15 protein-coding genes are annotated in these 14978 nt (G+C 63.0%); 1 reads left to right on the forward strand and 14 read right to left on the reverse strand.

Features of this window, described 5'->3' with window-relative positions:
• Positions 1–62: 62 nt before the first annotated feature.
• Together SLW74_RS08465 and SLW74_RS08470 are read right to left on the reverse strand one after the other, a co-directional pair.
• Positions 63–557: a SprT family zinc-dependent metalloprotease gene (locus SLW74_RS08465; RefSeq protein ID WP_296316048.1), complete on the reverse strand. Its 495-nt coding sequence runs from the start codon at positions 555–557 to the stop codon at positions 63–65.
• Positions 558–640: 83 nt separating this feature from the next.
• Entirely contained in the window at positions 641–1243 is a 603-nt protein-coding gene (locus SLW74_RS08470; RefSeq protein ID WP_410928615.1) for a Yip1 family protein, read from the reverse strand.
• A 320-nt stretch (positions 1244–1563) separates the two neighbouring features.
• Here SLW74_RS08470 and ttcA point away from each other — a divergent pair, with 320 nt between their 5' ends.
• Positions 1564–2388 (forward strand): tRNA 2-thiocytidine(32) synthetase TtcA, encoded by an 825-nt coding sequence (ttcA, locus tag SLW74_RS08475; RefSeq protein ID WP_065992805.1) that lies wholly within the window; start codon positions 1564–1566, stop codon positions 2386–2388.
• 214 nt (positions 2389–2602) lie between these two features.
• Here the strand turns inward: ttcA and SLW74_RS08480 are convergent, their stop codons facing one another.
• The 12 genes from SLW74_RS08480 to SLW74_RS08535 all read right to left on the reverse strand — a co-directional run bounded on the left by SLW74_RS08480 (position 2603) and on the right by SLW74_RS08535 (position 14651).
• The gene (locus SLW74_RS08480; RefSeq protein WP_410928616.1) at positions 2603–3520 is read right to left on the reverse strand and encodes a dihydrodipicolinate synthase family protein; all 918 of its coding nucleotides are present in this window, start codon (positions 3518–3520) and stop codon (positions 2603–2605) included.
• A 256-nt stretch (positions 3521–3776) separates the two neighbouring features.
• Complete coding sequence (locus tag SLW74_RS08485; protein WP_410928617.1) at positions 3777–4814, reverse strand: trans-3-hydroxy-L-proline dehydratase; 1038 nt, start codon at positions 4812–4814, stop codon at positions 3777–3779.
• Positions 4815–4839: 25 nt separating this feature from the next.
• The gene (locus tag SLW74_RS08490) at positions 4840–5562 is read right to left on the reverse strand and encodes an amino acid ABC transporter ATP-binding protein (RefSeq protein WP_065992809.1); all 723 of its coding nucleotides are present in this window, start codon (positions 5560–5562) and stop codon (positions 4840–4842) included.
• A complete protein-coding gene (locus SLW74_RS08495) occupies positions 5555–6205 on the reverse strand; it encodes an amino acid ABC transporter permease (RefSeq protein WP_192133912.1) in 651 nt (216 codons plus the stop codon). The genes SLW74_RS08490 and SLW74_RS08495 overlap by 8 nt, the downstream gene beginning before the upstream one ends.
• A gap of 10 nt (positions 6206–6215) precedes the next feature.
• A complete protein-coding gene (locus SLW74_RS08500; protein WP_037012083.1) occupies positions 6216–6881 on the reverse strand; it encodes an amino acid ABC transporter permease in 666 nt (221 codons plus the stop codon).
• The gene (locus tag SLW74_RS08505; RefSeq protein WP_410928618.1) at positions 6874–8646 is read right to left on the reverse strand and encodes an aconitase X; all 1773 of its coding nucleotides are present in this window, start codon (positions 8644–8646) and stop codon (positions 6874–6876) included. The genes SLW74_RS08500 and SLW74_RS08505 overlap by 8 nt, the downstream gene beginning before the upstream one ends.
• A 256-nt stretch (positions 8647–8902) precedes the next feature.
• The gene (locus SLW74_RS08510) at positions 8903–9715 is read right to left on the reverse strand and encodes a transporter substrate-binding domain-containing protein (RefSeq protein ID WP_065992820.1); all 813 of its coding nucleotides are present in this window, start codon (positions 9713–9715) and stop codon (positions 8903–8905) included.
• A 394-nt stretch (positions 9716–10109) separates the two neighbouring features.
• The gene (locus SLW74_RS08515; protein WP_410928619.1) at positions 10110–10862 is read right to left on the reverse strand and encodes a helix-turn-helix domain-containing protein; all 753 of its coding nucleotides are present in this window, start codon (positions 10860–10862) and stop codon (positions 10110–10112) included.
• 208 nt (positions 10863–11070) lie between these two features.
• Positions 11071–12318 (reverse strand): FAD-dependent oxidoreductase, encoded by a 1248-nt coding sequence (locus tag SLW74_RS08520; protein ID WP_410928807.1) that lies wholly within the window; start codon positions 12316–12318, stop codon positions 11071–11073.
• 20 nt (positions 12319–12338) lie between these two features.
• Complete coding sequence (locus tag SLW74_RS08525) at positions 12339–12575, reverse strand: (2Fe-2S)-binding protein (RefSeq protein WP_065992824.1); 237 nt, start codon at positions 12573–12575, stop codon at positions 12339–12341.
• Positions 12568–13704 carry an NAD(P)/FAD-dependent oxidoreductase gene (locus tag SLW74_RS08530; protein ID WP_410928620.1) on the reverse strand — a complete coding sequence of 379 codons (1137 nt, stop codon included), beginning with the start codon at positions 13702–13704 and terminating at the stop codon, positions 12568–12570. Before SLW74_RS08530 ends, SLW74_RS08525 begins: the two co-directional genes overlap by 8 nt.
• Entirely contained in the window at positions 13701–14651 is a 951-nt protein-coding gene (locus tag SLW74_RS08535) for a 4-hydroxyproline epimerase (protein ID WP_410928621.1), read from the reverse strand. Before SLW74_RS08535 ends, SLW74_RS08530 begins: the two co-directional genes overlap by 4 nt.
• Positions 14652–14978: the final 327 nt, after the last annotated feature.

Consider the following 14978-nt stretch of genomic DNA (forward strand, 5'->3'; position numbering starts at 1 on the left):
AAAGGGGGGCGACTGACCCAATGCCTTCGCAAGCAAGCTCGCACACAATGGGTCTGCGGCAATCACTCCACCCGCGTCTCGCCGCTGAACACCAGAATCTCCCGGCAGCGCTTGCACAGATACCGGCGGCCTTTGCGCACTAGCTTGTGGCGCTGGGCGGTGAAGGGGAAATCGCTTTCCGGGCACGGGCAGCGGTAGATGTAGCGGGTCACGCTGCGGCGCTGGATTTCGTAGGTGTGGCAACGGTTCGGCGGCAGCTCGTAGACGCCGCGCATGATCAGCTGCCATTCCTCGCCATGGGGCTGGATGGTGTCGCCGAACAATTGGTGAGCGATCAGATGCGCGACCTCGTGGGGGACGGTCTGGCGCAGAAAGTCTTCGCTGTTTTCGAGGTACAGCTGCGGATTGAAGCGCAGCATGTTCTCGTGCAGGTGGGCTACGCCGGCCTTCTGGCCGCGCAACTTGACGCTTACCACCGGACGTTTGAAGGGACGTTTGAAGAAGTCTTCGGCTTGCTGGTAGCAGGATTCGACGCGGGTGTTGAGAGGTTCGAGCATGTTTCATCGGTCTCCAGAGGAGGCGAGTATGCCGCAAAGCTCATGTACCGCCAAAACCCCAGGCGCCGAATGGTCACCCTGTATCAGTTCGTGAATTCCGGCCCGACTCCGACGCCCCACAGCACCACCGTAAAGGCCATGATCGCCACCAACACCACCAGCCCGACCGCCAGCACCGAGCTTGAGAACATGAAGCCTTCGTCGGGGTGGACGCCCATGAACACCGGCAAACCGACGTACAGCAGGTAAACCGTGTAGCAAACCGCCGCCAGCCCGACCATCATCCCCACCCACATGCGCGGGTACAGCGCGGCCAGCCCGCCGAGGAACAGCGGCGTCGCCGTATAGGTCGCAAAGGCGACGCAGCGCGCAGGGCTGGGCGTCGCGTCATAGGTGCGCGCCATCCAGTGGATGAAGCCGCCCATGATGCCGACCCCGGCGAGCATGGCGATGTACGACATCAGCGCCATCCACACTGCGCTGTCGCTGGTCAGCATGACCGGCGCGCGGTCGCCGATTTGCCAGCCCACCTGCGTCGTGCCGATGTACGCCGACACCGCCGGGATCGCTGCCAGTATCAGCGTGTGGGTGAGGTACATATGGCCGATGGTTTCTTCACCTTCGCTACGTATTTGTTGCCATTCCTGATCGGGGTGGGTGAACAGCCCCAAGACGTGATGGATCATGTCCGTTACTCCCGTGAAGTGTGTCAGCGCTTGCGACGCAGCGCCTGACCGCCAGATGCCGTCAGGACAAGGTCTCAGTCGAGCAAGGGAAATGGCTGGGACCTCTCAGGTCAGTATAGAAAGCTGATCACTCCAAAACCGGATGCGTTAGAGCGATTGAGGTGTTCAAACACGCGGCTAATAACGGTTAGCGATCAGAGACCCTCCGAAATCGACCGCGATCGAACCCGCAACGGCCATTACCCGAGGCGGTCTTTTTGCGTAAAATGCCGACCCTTTCCCCACCTCACTTCACACCACAGCGAGCGGATACCAGCGCGATGGGCACCCTTTCAGTCAATCAGAACAAACTGCAGAAGCGTCTGCGTCGACTCGCGGGCGAAGCGGTGGCCGACTACAACATGATTGAAGAGGGCGACAAGGTGATGGTCTGCCTGTCCGGCGGCAAGGACAGTTACACGCTGCTGGATGTGCTGATGCATTTGCAGAAAGTCGCGCCGATCCACTTCGACATCGTCGCGGTGAACATGGACCAGAAGCAGCCAGGCTTCCCCGAGCACGTCCTGCCGGCGTACCTGGCGCAATTGGGCGTCGAGTACCACATCGTCGAGAAAGACACCTACTCGGTGGTCAAGGAATTGATCCCCGAGGGCCGGACCACCTGCTCGCTGTGTTCGCGCCTGCGTCGCGGCACGCTGTATACGTTCGCGGATGAAATCGGCGCGACCAAGATGGCGCTGGGTCATCACCGTGACGACATCGTCGAGACGTTTTTCCTGAACATGTTTTTCCAGGGCAGCATCAAGGCCATGCCGCCCAAGCTGCGCGCCGACGATGGCCGCAACGTGGTGATCCGTCCGCTGGCCTACTGCGCCGAGAAGGACATTCAGGCCTATTCGGACATCAAGCAATTCCCGATCATCCCGTGCAACCTGTGCGGCTCCCAGGAAAACCTGCAGCGTCAGGTGGTCAAGGACATGCTGCAGGAATGGGACCGCAAAACCCCGGGCCGCTCCGACATGATTTTCCGCAGCCTGCAGAACGTCCAGCCGTCGCAACTGGCGGACCGCAACCTGTTCGATTTCACCAACCTGCGCATCGACGACACCGCCGCCTCGCGGTTTGTAAATGTGGTGAATGTGTAAGGGCGAATGCGAAGGCTCATCCGCCGCAGAACCGTAGGAGCGTGGCTTGTCCCGCGATCGGCGACGCAGTCGTCGTGAAACCTGCAAACGCGGGGCACCTGACTCCCCGCAGTTGTCAGTTTGCTGCCGCTTCGCGCCAGATCGCGGGACAAGCCACGCTCCTACCGAAGATGGTGCGGGGCTCACGTATTCGTTCACCCCATCAAAGCGCGGGTTACAACCCCACATCCGGCAACACCGGCTTGTTCGCCAATGCGGTCTTCATCAATTTCTCGACATATTCCCGATCACTGTCCGGCAGCGCCAGACGCGGTGGCCGGGTGAGGGCGCTGCCGCGTTCCATGATCGCTTCGCACAGCTTGATGCACTGCACCAGGTCCGGACGCGCATCCAGGTGCAGCAGCGGCATGAACCACTCATACAGCGCCATCGCCTCGGCGAAACGCCCGGCCTTGGCCAGACGGAACAGCGTCTCGCCCTCTTTCGGAAAGGCGTTGGACATCCCCGACACCCAGCCCACCGCTCCCACGGCGACGCTCTCCACCAACACATCATCGAGCCCGGCAAACAGCACGAAGCGATCACCGACTTCGTTGCGCACGTCGATAAAGCGGTTGGTGTTCCCCGACGAATCCTTGAAACACACGATGGTGTCGCAGTCCGCCAGGGAGATGAGGATGTCCGGCGTGACGTCGTTCTTGTAGATCGGCGGGTTGTTGTAAACCATCATCGGCAGGTCGGTGGCGGCGGCCACGGTGCGGAAGTGCGTGGCGGTTTCGAAAGGCTTGGCCGAGTACACCAGCGCCGGCATCAGCATGATCCCGCCGGCGCCGGCTTTCTGCACTTCTTTGGCGACGGCACTGGCATTGGCGCTGGTGAATTCGGCGATGCCGGAAATCACTGGCACGCGCCCGGCCGAGGCGTCTTTGGCGGCTTCCACCAGGCTGATTTTTTCAGCGACGCTCAGGGAGGTGTTCTCGCCCACCGTCCCGCAGATCACCAGCCCCGACACGCCATCGCGGACCAGGTTGGAAATGACCTTATGGGTCGCCTCCAGATTGAGGGAGAAATCGTCATTGAATTGCGTGGTAACGGCAGGGAAGACCCCGCTCCAGGATACGGACTGGCTCATGATTGACTCCTGATTGGGTAAAGGTATTTCGTATACGTTTAATTTCGGGCGAATCACGCCCAACGATTGCTGCGTTTAATCAGTACTTCAGTCCGCCCCGATCCCCTGTAGGAGCGTGGTTTGTCCCGCGATCGGCGACGCAGTCGCCGTAAAACCTGCAACGGCAGCGTAACTGACACCCTTCATTCACTGGTCTCGCTGCCGCTTCGCAGCAGATCGCGGGACAAGCCACGCTCCTACGGGGACCGCGTTCATCTCACAACTTCAACCCCACCGGCCAGGTATCACTCAGCTTGTAGCCCTCCGGCCACGGGTCGCTCGGGTCGAGCATGTGCTGATGCGTCCCGGTGATCCACGCCCGCCCGGACAGGCTCGGGATGATCGCCTTGCGCCCGGCCACTTCAGTCTCGCTCTGGATCTTGCAGTGGAACTCCGAGCCAATGATCGAACGTCCGATAAACCGGTCCCCCACCTTCAACTGACCCTTTGCATGCAACACCGCCAGCCGCGCCGAACAGCCGGTGCCGCACGGCGAGCGGTCGATCTTGCCCGGGCGAATCACCACCGCGTTTGCCGCATTCGCCACGCCGCCGTCAAAATTCACCGGCGCGGCGATCTGGCAGAAGGAAATGTGATTCCAGTCCGTGTTCAACGGGTGGCTGAAACCCAGTTGCTCGTTGGCCGCCTTGGTGATTTTCAGGCCGGTGTCCACCAGGTCCTTGGCTTCATCGGCGGTCAACGAAAAGCCCAGCTTCACCGAATCGACGATGGCAAAACTGTCGCCGCCATAGGCGGTATCGACCTGAACCGAACCCAGCCCCGGCACCTCGATCCACACGTCCAGCTGATCGGCGAAAGAAGGGTGGTTGTGCACCTCGACGCTCGTCACCCTGCCGTCGCGGCACTGGGCAATCGCCTCGATCAGGCCGCCCGGCGCCTCCAGTATCAGCCGGGTTTCCGGCTCGGTCATCGGCAGAATCCCGCTGTCCAGCAGCACCGTCGCCACGCACAGGGAATTGGAACCGGACATCGGCGGCACGTCGGCCGGCTCCATGATGATCCAGCCCATCTGCGCCTTCGGGTGCTTGGGCGGCACCAGCAGATTGACGTGGCGGAACACCCCGCCGCGGGGCTCATTGAGCATGAAATTGCGCAGCGCGTTGTCCTTCTCGATCCAGCGCGACTGCTCCCAGATCGTCTCTCCGGGAGGCGGCGCAACCCCGCCAACAATCACATCGCCCACCTCACCCTCGGCGTGACAACTGACCACATGAATCACTTTCGATGAGCGCATGACCTAAAATCCTCCTGAGCAGGCTCTAGTTGATTGATCGCAAAAAATCCGCCGTCTCCGGCCGTTGCGGGTTGCCGATCACCTGATCCGGCGTGCCGATCTCGTGCACCAGCCCGTTGCGGAAAAACGCCACGCGGTCGGACACGTCCCGGGCGAAACGGATTTCGTGGGTCACCAGAATCATCGTCATGCCGTCCTCGGCCAGCATGCGCATGGTGTCCAGTACCTCGCCCACCAGCTGCGGATCGAGGGCCGATGTCGCTTCGTCGAACAGCATGTAATCCGGCGACATCGCCAGCGCCCGGGCAATCGCCATGCGCTGTTGCTGACCGCCCGACAATTTGCCGGGAAACACCTTGAGCTTGTCGCCCAGCCCGACGTGGGTCAGTTGCTTGACCGCCAGCGCTTCGGCTTCGGCCTTGCTTTTGCCCAGCACCGTGCGCGGGGCGAGCATCACGTTTTCCAGCACCGTCAGATGGGGGAACGCGTTCCACTGCTGGAAGACAATGCCGATCTTCTGCCGCAGCTTGTTGATGTCCGTGCCCCTGGCGTGAACCTCGGTGCCGTCGACGCGAATGCTGCCGCTCTTGATCGATTCCAGGCCGTTGATGCACATCAGCAAGGTCGACTTGCCCGAGCCCGAACCGCCGATGATCGACACCACTTCGCCCTTGTTCACCTGCAGGCTCACGCCCTTGATGACCTCAAGCTCGCCGAATGACTTGTGCACGTTGTCGATCTCAATCATTTTCCTGCCACCTCGTTTCCAGCCGGGCGCCCAGGCGAGCGACCACCAGACTCATGACGTAATAAATCAGGCCGGCGATGCACAGCACCAACAGCGGCTCCTGAATGCGCGTGACGATGGTTTGCGAGGCGCGCAGCAGTTCGACGATGCCGATCCACATCACCAGCGCGGTGTCTTTCATCACCCCCAGCAGCAGGTTGATCCAGCCGGGAAACGCCACGCGGGTGGCCATCGGCATGACGATCTGGCGCAAGTCCTGCCAGTACGTCAGGCCCAGGGAACGACTGGCGCGGCGCAGGCTGAGCGGCACCGACAGCACGCCGCTGCGCACGATCTCCGTGCAGTAAGCGGTGACGTACAGGCCCAGCACCACGCAGGCGACGGCGAAGGCGCTCCAGTTCAGGCCGACGATGCTTTTCAGCGCGTTGAACAGCACGAACTGGATCAGCAACGGCACGCTGCGAAACACGTCCAGCACCCACGCCAACGGGATCGTGCTGCGCGGCAGCAGGGCGCGGGCCATGCCGCAGACCACCCCGGCCAGCGTGCCGATGAACATCGACACCACGGTCAGCAAAATTGTGACCCAGGCGCCCTGAAGCATGAATTGCAGGTCGTTCCAGCTGAACGTGCTCTCGAACATGCCCATCTCCTCAGTACCGGAACAGCCGCCAGGACAGCAGCCGCGCAACGACCACGATCAGCTTGGCGATCAGGTAATAGAGCACCGCCGCAATGGCGAAGAATTCGAAGGTGCGGAACGTCTTGACGTTGTAATCCTGGGTCACGCCGGTGAGGTCGTTATTGAGGCCGACGATCACCCCCATCGAGGTCATCAGCACGGCCCAGACCATCTGGTTGGTCAGCGGATAGAAAACGATGCGCAGCAACTGCGGAATGACGATCAGCCGATAGGCCTGGGGCGCGCTCATGCCCAGCGAACGGGCGGCGCGCAATTGCGTGTCGGGCACGGCCTTCAGACCGCCGCGAAAGTTCTCCGCCAGATAGCCCGCGTTATTGATGGTGATGCCCGCCAGCAACGCCGCCCACGAGCTGATGTGCAGGCCGAACGAGCCCAGGCCGAAATACAGGATGTACACCTGGAACAGCGACGGCGTGTTGCGCGCGATGGAAATCCAGGTCGCCGCGAAGCCCCGGAACAACCGGTTTTTGCCCTGGCGCATGAACACCAGAAACAGCGCGATGGTGACGCCGAGGATCATCGACAGCGCGGCGGTTTCGAAGGTCACCCACGCGCCGTTGAGCATGTCAGGCAGCGCCTTGAACGCCGCGCGCCAGTGGAAGTTGTAATCAAACATCTGCGCTGACCTCCGCCTGGTGCGCCGCCATCAACCACGCTGGCAGGCGACCGCTGGCGACTCCGGTGATCGCGCTGTTGAGGCACTCGGCCAGGCTGGCGAAATGCACGCGACGCCCCACCAGTCCGGGGGCGTAGTGCGCGTATTTGCCGGAGTTGGTCATCAGGTTGCGTGCGGTCGGCGGGATGACCGGCTCGCCGAGCATGCACCAGCAGGTGTCGGTGACGAACCGCACGCCGAAGTTTTCCAGCGTGTCGACGTAGCCGGCCTGTTGCGCGCGCTCCAGGGTAGCGCGGCCACAGGTCACGACGATCGCCACGTTTTCGTGTTTGCGCTGGTTGCCACACAGGTGCGCCAGCATTGCGCATTCGCTCAGGGAAAAATGCGGATTGCCCAGCGTCACGGCGTCCACTTCGGGCGTTTGCGCGCTGTTCAGCTCGCGCCAGCTGTGGAGCAAGTCCGCCAGGCTGATGCTCAGGGTTTTCTCCGGCGCGTGCCCGTCCAGCGCGAGTTGGGCGGTGGTGGCTTCGGGCGTTACGCCGGCGATATGAAACATCGGCGCAGCGGAGGTGGTGGCGAACGCCGCGCCGAACGCCTTGAGGTCATCCAGCGTGGGCGCCTTGTGCTCAAGGCCGCAGATCACCGGGATCGTGGCGCCGCACAGCAGCCCGACGTGATAACCGAGCAGCGGGTAGAAACTGTCGTCGAGGCCGTCCAAGACAGGGACGTCGATGCGCAGGGTCGCCAGCCGTTGCTGGGTCAGGTGGCAGCCGATCTTCGGCGCGCGGCCGGTGAGGGCGATGCAGATGTCGAGGTAGTCCGGGTACTTCAGGGTGCGCGCGCCGATCACGCTGTTGGCGTACACCACCGCATTGGACTCGGCCCAGACGATCTGCTCGCCCAGCTCCGGCGCGCTGTCCAGCAGGTATGGCGCGCAGGTAAAACTCACCCGCGCGCCCATCTCCAGATAGGCATCGCCCAGCTGACTGGCCGGTTCGCCAAGGGCCGGGTCGACGCCCAGTTCGCGCCAGCGTCGCTTGTCCACGGAGATTGAATTGAGGGTGGTGGGCACGCGGACCTTGGCGCCCCAGGCCACCAGTTGTCGGGCGAACCGCAGGCTGGCCGGCCCCGTGTAGATGCAGCCGTCGATGTGCGCCTGGGTGATGTCCAGCAGTTCCGTCGCGCCCTGCAGCTCGGCCATGCGCAGGATGATGCCCATCGCCACCTGCGCGGCTTTGCCGTAAGCGCCGTCGAGAAAACCCTGGTCGGTTTCGGTGAGTGAAATCTGGGTGATCGGGCGCTGACGTATCAGGCTTTTTTGATCGCGAGGGAGTGGCGGCGGCAGCCAGGCGAAGCCGCTCACGCGGTCATCTTCCACTCGCACGAAAGCAACGTCCCGCAGGGCCGCAAAGCCCGCTTCGCCGAGGCTGATCACCGGGATCGAATGGCCGAACATCTGCTCGGCAATCAGCACGCCGAGGGTGAGGATGTCTTCCACGCGTTCGAAGACCAGTGCGGTCGGCGCGTGGCCGTTGAGGATCAGTTCCAGCAGCACGCTGCTGCCGGTGCACGAACCGCGCCCGCTGGGAATGGCTAGCACCCGGCCGTTGATGAACTGACCGCTGAGGGGGTGATGGCGGTCGATCACTTGACCGGTAAACGGCTCGACCCCGCCCCAGAAACTCAGGCCCACGTCGGCGTACAGCAATTCACCTTGTGCGCTGCCGGCGACGAGACAGCGCCCGTTCAACGAGACTTCAGACATCGTGGGCTCCTGAGTGAGTGAATCGCTTTTAGCGGGTGACGCTGATGGGTTCCTGGTTCAGGTTCCGCGAATGATTCAGACGGGACGCGTAGCCCTGTAGGAGCGTGGCTTGTCCCGCGATCGGCGACGAAGTCGTCGTAAAACCTACAAGCGCGGCGTCACTGAATCAGCATGTTCGACGGTCTTGCTGCCGCTTCGCGCCAGATCGCGGGACAAGCCACGCTCCTACACGGTCCGCGCCCTCTGATCGTTCCCCTCAGTAATAGACGCCCGGCACGGTCAGGTCGACCGGCTTGCCACTCACCCACTTTTCATACAGCTCGGCATAGCGCCCGGACCGCACTTGCTGGTTCACGAACAGGTTCAGGTAATGAATGAGCCCGTACTCGTTACGCTTCGCCGCAAGGGAAACGTAGTCGATGGTGTAGGGCGCATTGCCGGCGATCTTCAGGCCTTTGTACTTGCCGGATTTGAGCGTGGCGGCGGCGACGGTGTTGGTCACCACGGACGCTTTGATGTGGCCCTGGGCAACGGCGAGGATGGTGTCGTTCTGGGTCTGGTAGGCGCGGAAACTGCCGCTGCCCCATTTCTTCTGATCCTTCTCCAGGGCGATCGCTTCGAACGTGCCGCTGGTGTTGCCGACATCCTTGCCCTTGAGGTCGTCATAGCTGTTGATGCCGGCGTCGTCGCGGGTCAGTACCACCATCTGGAAGGCGAAATAGGGGATGGTCATCGCCACCGTTTTCGCCCGCTCCAGGGTGTCCGAGGTCGACGCCACGATCACGTCGGCGCGGCCTGAAACCAGCGCAGGAATGCGGTCCGGAAACGGCGTTTCCACCACCTCGGCTGTCACGCCCAGTACCTTCGCCAGGTCGTTGCAGTAATCGACGTCAAATCCGACCGGGTTGTTCTTGTCGTCACGGGACCCCATCGGCGGGAAGTCCAAGGTCACGGCGCAGCGCAGCTTGCCGGAGTCGATGATGTCATCGAGCTTGTCGGCCAACGCGGTGTTGATAAAGGATGAGCTCATGACGGCGAGGAGGGCGACGGCGACAGCTTGATTTTTCATAGAAGCCTCGGTGCGTGCAAAGGGAGAAACGGCCGGATAAGTAATTTCGTATACGATATTTGATATGCACGCAGCGTGCCTGTTTTGCCAGTACGCCGTGCAGGGCTCTGGATCAGCGGGCCGGGGTTTGGATGGGTATTTCAAGAGCGCGGGACGGTGTTACATAAAGGAGCAAGAATCCGCGGCGTGCTTCATTGATGCACGTTGCAGTGCGGTAGTCGCCACATTCCGCCGCACCGCGATAAACCACCGGAACCGCGGTCACCGTAGGACTGGCTTTAGCCGGGAAGGCGTCGGTCTTCACACCCGAGATTTAGGGTGTTCACACAGGCCCCGTCCCGGCTAAAGCCAGTCCTACACAAATACCGCGATCATCCAGAGGGGAGCAGCGAATTCAGATGCGCCTTTGCGAACCCCGATACTCACTCGGCGACGCCCCGGTCAGCGCCTTGAACTGGCGGCTAAACGCGCTGTGATCGGTGTACCCGCAGCGCAGGGCGATTTCGGTGATCGACAGGTCTTCCTGCAACAACCGCGACGCTTCACCCAGCCGCGCCTTGTGAATCATCTGCCGTGGCGTCAGCTGGAAGATGCGTTTGCAGTGCCGCTCCAGTTGGGCGATGGAGAGCCCGGCAATGGCCGTCAGTTGCTCAAGGGTGATGGGCCGCGCGAAGTGTTCGCGGATGTACGCATCGACCTCGACCAGTTTCTGATACGCCGGATGGGTCGTCTGCAGGATTTGCAGGTCCCGGGAGATTCCCGCCAGCCCGATGATCGCGCCGTGTTGATCGCGCAGGGCGATCTTGTGAGTCAGGCACCAGATCGGCTGATTGCCGTAATAAAGGTGCAGCTCCAGCTGATCGCTGAGTTGCCTGCCATCGGCCAGCACCCGGCGGTCCTGGGCGGTATACAACGGCCCGAAGCGCGCGGGGAACACTTCCTCGGCGGTCAGCCCGACGATCTGGCTTTTTTCCTTGAAACCGCAGCGCTGCACCAGCGTCTGGTTGACCAGTGCATAACGCGCGTGGGCGTCTTTGACGAAGAACACCACACCGGGAATCGCATCGAACAGCGGCGCGACCAACGTCAGGCTGGCCAGCAGTTGGTCGAGGTCGTGCAAGGGCTTGGTGAGGAGGACGTCGATCATGTTCACGGGCGGGAGGGCCGGGTGGGGAATGGGATCGATGATGCGGGATGTTGGATGCGGCGGCTAGTCGGGGGGCGACTGATCTGCGGGGACAGATTTGATCTGCGGGGACAGATTTATTTACAGGATCTGCGGGGACAGATTTATTTACGGTGAAGCGCTGTAAATAAATCAGTCCCCTTTAAATATCTAAATAAATCAGTCCCCTTTAAATATCATCCAGACAGGCGAGGGTGGAGATCCGCGCCGGGCTGAAGGGCGGGCGCAACAAGGGGGGTTCCCAGCCGAACAAGGTCTGCGCCGCCGTGGCACAGATGCGCCCCTGACACGCGCCCATCCCGCAGCGGGTGGCGAGTTTGGCGCCGGTCCAGCTGTCATGCGCAGCGAGGTCCGCGTAACGCACGTCCTCACAGCGACAGACCAGCGTGTCCGGCGCCGCCAGATGTTTCAGCGCCGGGTTCAGGCTGAAGGCCTTGTTCAACCGATCCGCAAAACCTTGCCAGCGCTGCCGCTCAGCCCACAACCCTCGAGTCTTATTTCGATCACCCACCGCCACCAGGCCGGCGATGCGCCCCTCCACCAACGCCAGTTCGCTGCCGCCGAAACCGGTGCATTCACCCGCTGCGTAGTGATCGGCCAGACCCGTCGCCTGCCACTCATCCACCACGATGGCCTGATCCCGCAGCGTGCAGCCCAGTGCGCGGGCGATCTCGGTGTTGGGCACCAGACTGAAACCGCAGGCCAGACGCTCGCAGGCCAGCTCTTCGACCTTGTCACCCACCTGAACGCGCACGCCTTCCAGCCGATCCGTACCCAGCGCCGCCAGCACATGGGCCGACGTTCGATAGGCGGCGCTGGCCAGGGTGATCGCCTGAATCGCCTTGTTCGGCCAGCGCCACAGCCCGGCAGCAAATCCGGCGACAGCGCTCAAGGGCGCCTGCTCGGCAATGCGCACGACCTCGGCGCCGTGCTTCTGCGCGGTCGCCGACGAGGCCAGCAACAGCGGGCCGGTTCCGGCAATCACGATGCGTTCGTCAGCGACCGCCAGCCCGCCTTTGATCAGCGCCTGCAAACCGCCCGCGCCGGTGACGCCCGGCAGGGTCCAGCCGGGGAAGGGCAGCAGTCGCTCCCGCGCGCCGGTGCACAGAATCAGTGTGCCGTAACTCAACACCCAGCCCCGCTCGGCGTCCTCCAGCAGCAAGCGCTTCGTCCCGGCCAGCGCGACCACCTTGCAGCCGCTGTGCAGGCGAACGTTGCTGAACCCCTGCAACTGCGTGCGCTTATCCTGAGCCTGTTTCGGCACTTGAGCGTTGGGGCCGTCGCGCCAGATCTGCCCGCCTGGCAGCGGGTTGTCGTCGAGCAATGCGATGCTCGGTCCGTGAGGCGCCGCCGCCAGGGCCGCCGCCATGCCCGCCGGACCTGCACCGATGATCAGCAGATCGACATGCTCGGTCATGCTCATGCTCATGCTCATGCTCATGGCTGAGTCTCGACCCGCATGCCGTCGCGGCAGATCGTCTGACACGCCAGCCGGCGCAGGCCGTCGATGCTCACCCGGCATTCCTGACAGATGCCCATGCCACACAAAGGCGCGCGCCGCTGGCCGCTGACCGAGGTGCGGCTGCAACGATCGCCGCTCGACATCAGCGCGGCGGCCACCGTGGTGCCTTGGGCGAAGCGAAAGGGCTGACCATCGATGCTCAATTCAGGCATGGGCGCGGGCTCCGATAAAGCGTTGTGGCAGGTAGGGTTCAACGTCGAGGGGCGGTCGAGTGCGCAGCATTTGCGCAGCGAGCAGGCGGGCTGTGCCGGTGGCCGTGGTGACGCCCAGGCCTTCGTGCCCGACCGCCAGCCACAGGCCGGGCTGATGCGGGTGCTCGCCAATCAGCGGCTGACCGTCGGGGCTGGCGGAGCGAAAGCCGGTCCAGCTGCGAAGGCCGTTCATCTCGCCCAGGCCTGGGAGAAAATCCATCGCCCGACGCAGCATCCGTCCGAGCATGGCCGCATCGACTTGCGGATCGTGGTTGTCGAACTGGCGCGATGAGCCGATGAACAGCTGGCCGGTCGGGCGCTGCTGCACATTGAACGCCACCGACGGGCCGTTGCCCTTGTGGGCGCTGGTGACGTAGCCCAACTCAACCAGCGTATGGGTGATCTGCGCGGGGTAACGGTCGGTGATCAGCAGGTGGCCTTTCTTGGCTTGCAGCGGTAAATCGGGACAGAGTTCGCGGGCATAGATGCCGCTGGCCAGCACAACGGCCGGGGCTTGCAGCCATTCTCCCGTTGCGAGGCGGACCCGGTTGCCCTGAACTTCCACGACTTCGGCCTGCCGCAGAACCACTCGCGAAGACTGACGCTGCAACAACCAGCGCGCGGCGTTGGGCGCGTAAAGAATGCCGTCGCCGCTGACCTTCAGTGCCCCGAGCAGGCCGGATCGCAATGACGGTTCGGCCTTTGCCAGTTCGGCGCCGGACAGCAACTCGCACGCCAGACCGTATTCGCTCAGGGCCGCATGCTTGCGCTCGGCTTCTTCCATTTCTTCTTCATTGCAGGCCAGCCACAGGGTGCCGTTGGTGCGCATCGCGCAGTCGTCCGGCATCTGCGGCGCGAGCTCGCGCCAGGCCTTGACCGAATATTCCCCCAGCGCCAGCTCGGCCGCGCTGTGGTCCAGCACCACCAGATGGCCCATGCCCGCAGCGGTCGCGGCGGGGCGCTGACAATCCAGCACCAGCACATGCAAACCCTGAGACGCCAGCTCGTCCGCACACGCCGCGCCGACGATGCCGCCGCCAATGACGATCACATCGGCGGCCTGGCATTGCAGGGTGGCGGCGTCGGTCACGAGCGAATGCCCCAGGCGAATGGGTCTTCGTTGTCCAGCAACAAAGTGGCTTCGGCGCTGATGTACGCACGGCCGCGAATGGTCGGCACGATGCGATCGCCCGCCTGCCGCTCGCCGTGTTCCCAGACGAAACTGCCTTCAAATTGACTGCCGATCACGCTGGCCTGCTGCCACAGCGTACCGGGCTGAAGTTTGCCGTCCGCCGCCAGGCACGCCAGTTTGGCGCTGGTGCCGGTGCCGCAGGGCGAGCGGTCGTAGGCTTTGCCGGGGCAGAGCACGAAGTTGCGGCTGTCGGCGTGAGTGTCGTCGGCGAACAGCTCGATGTGGTCGATGACGCCGCCGTCTTCACCGCGAATGCCTTGGTTTTCCAGCGCCTGCCGGACCTTCCAGGTGTAGTCGGTGAGGGCGTCGAGGTTGTCGGCGGCGACGCTCAGGCCGTGGTCGGCGATCAGGAAAAACCAGTTGCCGCCCCAGGCGATGTCGCCGGTCACGCTGCCCAGTTCAGGCACCTCCACGACGAAGTCCTTGCGGTAGCGGTAGGAGGGCACGTTGTCGACGCTCACGGAGCGGTCTTCGTGCAGCGTGGCCTGAACCGTGCCGACCGGGGTTTCGATGCGGTGCACGCCGGGGCCGATCTTGCCCAGATGCGCCAGCGACACCACCAGCCCGATGGTGCCGTGGCCGCACATGCCCAAGTAGCCGCTGTTGTTGAAAAAGATCACCCCGGCGCAGGCCCCGGGATCCACCGGCTCGCACAACAGCGCACCGACCAGTACATCGCTGCCGCGGGGTTCGAGCACGGTGGCGGCGCGCCAGTCATCGAACTGCTCAGCCAGACGCTGACGCCGCTCGGCCATGCCGCCCCGCCCGAGATCGGGAAACCCGTCGAGCACCAGCCGCGTCGGCTCGCCGCCGGTGTGAGAATCGAGGATCTGGATGCGTTTCATGTATTCCCCTGTCGGACTGAGTCTGGAACTGGCTATTGCGTATACCCGATGGAACTGGCTAAGACGATCCCTTGTAGGACCGGCTTCAGCCGGGAAGGCGTCAGTCGCCACGCTGCAAAATTCATGGTGTTCACGCTGGCCTCTTCCCGGCTAAAGCCGGTCCCACTAAAAGCGCCGCGTACACTCCGACGTAACTGGCAACGACCATCCCTGTGGGACCGGCTTCAGCCGGGAAGGCGTCGGTCGTCACACCCGAGATTTATGGTGTTCACACTGGCCTCTTCCCGGCTAAATCCGGTCCTACAAAAAGCGCTGTACAACCGGTTT

The organism is Pseudomonas sp. W5-36 (genome assembly GCF_046540455.1).
In the GTDB taxonomy this organism is placed as follows: Bacteria; Pseudomonadota; Gammaproteobacteria; order Pseudomonadales; family Pseudomonadaceae; genus Aquipseudomonas; species Aquipseudomonas graminis_B.

Bases quoted from the DNA above. Each gene is read 5' to 3' on its own strand.
- SLW74_RS08470 (WP_410928615.1), bottom strand. From the start codon at position 1,243: ATGATCCATCACGTCTTGGGGCTGTTCACCCACCCCGATCAGGAATGG.
- SLW74_RS08480 (WP_410928616.1), bottom strand. From the start codon at position 3,520: ATGAGCCAGTCCGTATCCTGGAGCGGGGTCTTCCCTGCCGTTACCACG.
- SLW74_RS08495 (WP_192133912.1), bottom strand. From the start codon at position 6,205: ATGTTCGAGAGCACGTTCAGCTGGAACGACCTGCAATTCATGCTTCAG.
- SLW74_RS08515 (WP_410928619.1), bottom strand. From the start codon at position 10,862: ATGATCGACGTCCTCCTCACCAAGCCCTTGCACGACCTCGACCAACTG.
- SLW74_RS08465 (WP_296316048.1), bottom strand. From the start codon at position 557: ATGCTCGAACCTCTCAACACCCGCGTCGAATCCTGCTACCAGCAAGCC.
- SLW74_RS08520 (WP_410928807.1), bottom strand. From the start codon at position 12,318: ATGACCGAGCATGTCGATCTGCTGATCATCGGTGCAGGTCCGGCGGGC.
- SLW74_RS08535 (WP_410928621.1), bottom strand. From the start codon at position 14,651: ATGAAACGCATCCAGATCCTCGATTCTCACACCGGCGGCGAGCCGACG.
- SLW74_RS08490 (WP_065992809.1), bottom strand. From the start codon at position 5,562: ATGATTGAGATCGACAACGTGCACAAGTCATTCGGCGAGCTTGAGGTC.
- SLW74_RS08510 (WP_065992820.1), bottom strand. From the start codon at position 9,715: ATGAAAAATCAAGCTGTCGCCGTCGCCCTCCTCGCCGTCATGAGCTCA.
- SLW74_RS08525 (WP_065992824.1), bottom strand. From the start codon at position 12,575: ATGCCTGAATTGAGCATCGATGGTCAGCCCTTTCGCTTCGCCCAAGGC.
- SLW74_RS08500 (WP_037012083.1), bottom strand. From the start codon at position 6,881: ATGTTTGATTACAACTTCCACTGGCGCGCGGCGTTCAAGGCGCTGCCT.
- SLW74_RS08485 (WP_410928617.1), bottom strand. From the start codon at position 4,814: ATGCGCTCATCGAAAGTGATTCATGTGGTCAGTTGTCACGCCGAGGGT.
- ttcA (WP_065992805.1), top strand. From the start codon at position 1,564: ATGGGCACCCTTTCAGTCAATCAGAACAAACTGCAGAAGCGTCTGCGT.
- SLW74_RS08505 (WP_410928618.1), bottom strand. From the start codon at position 8,646: ATGTCTGAAGTCTCGTTGAACGGGCGCTGTCTCGTCGCCGGCAGCGCA.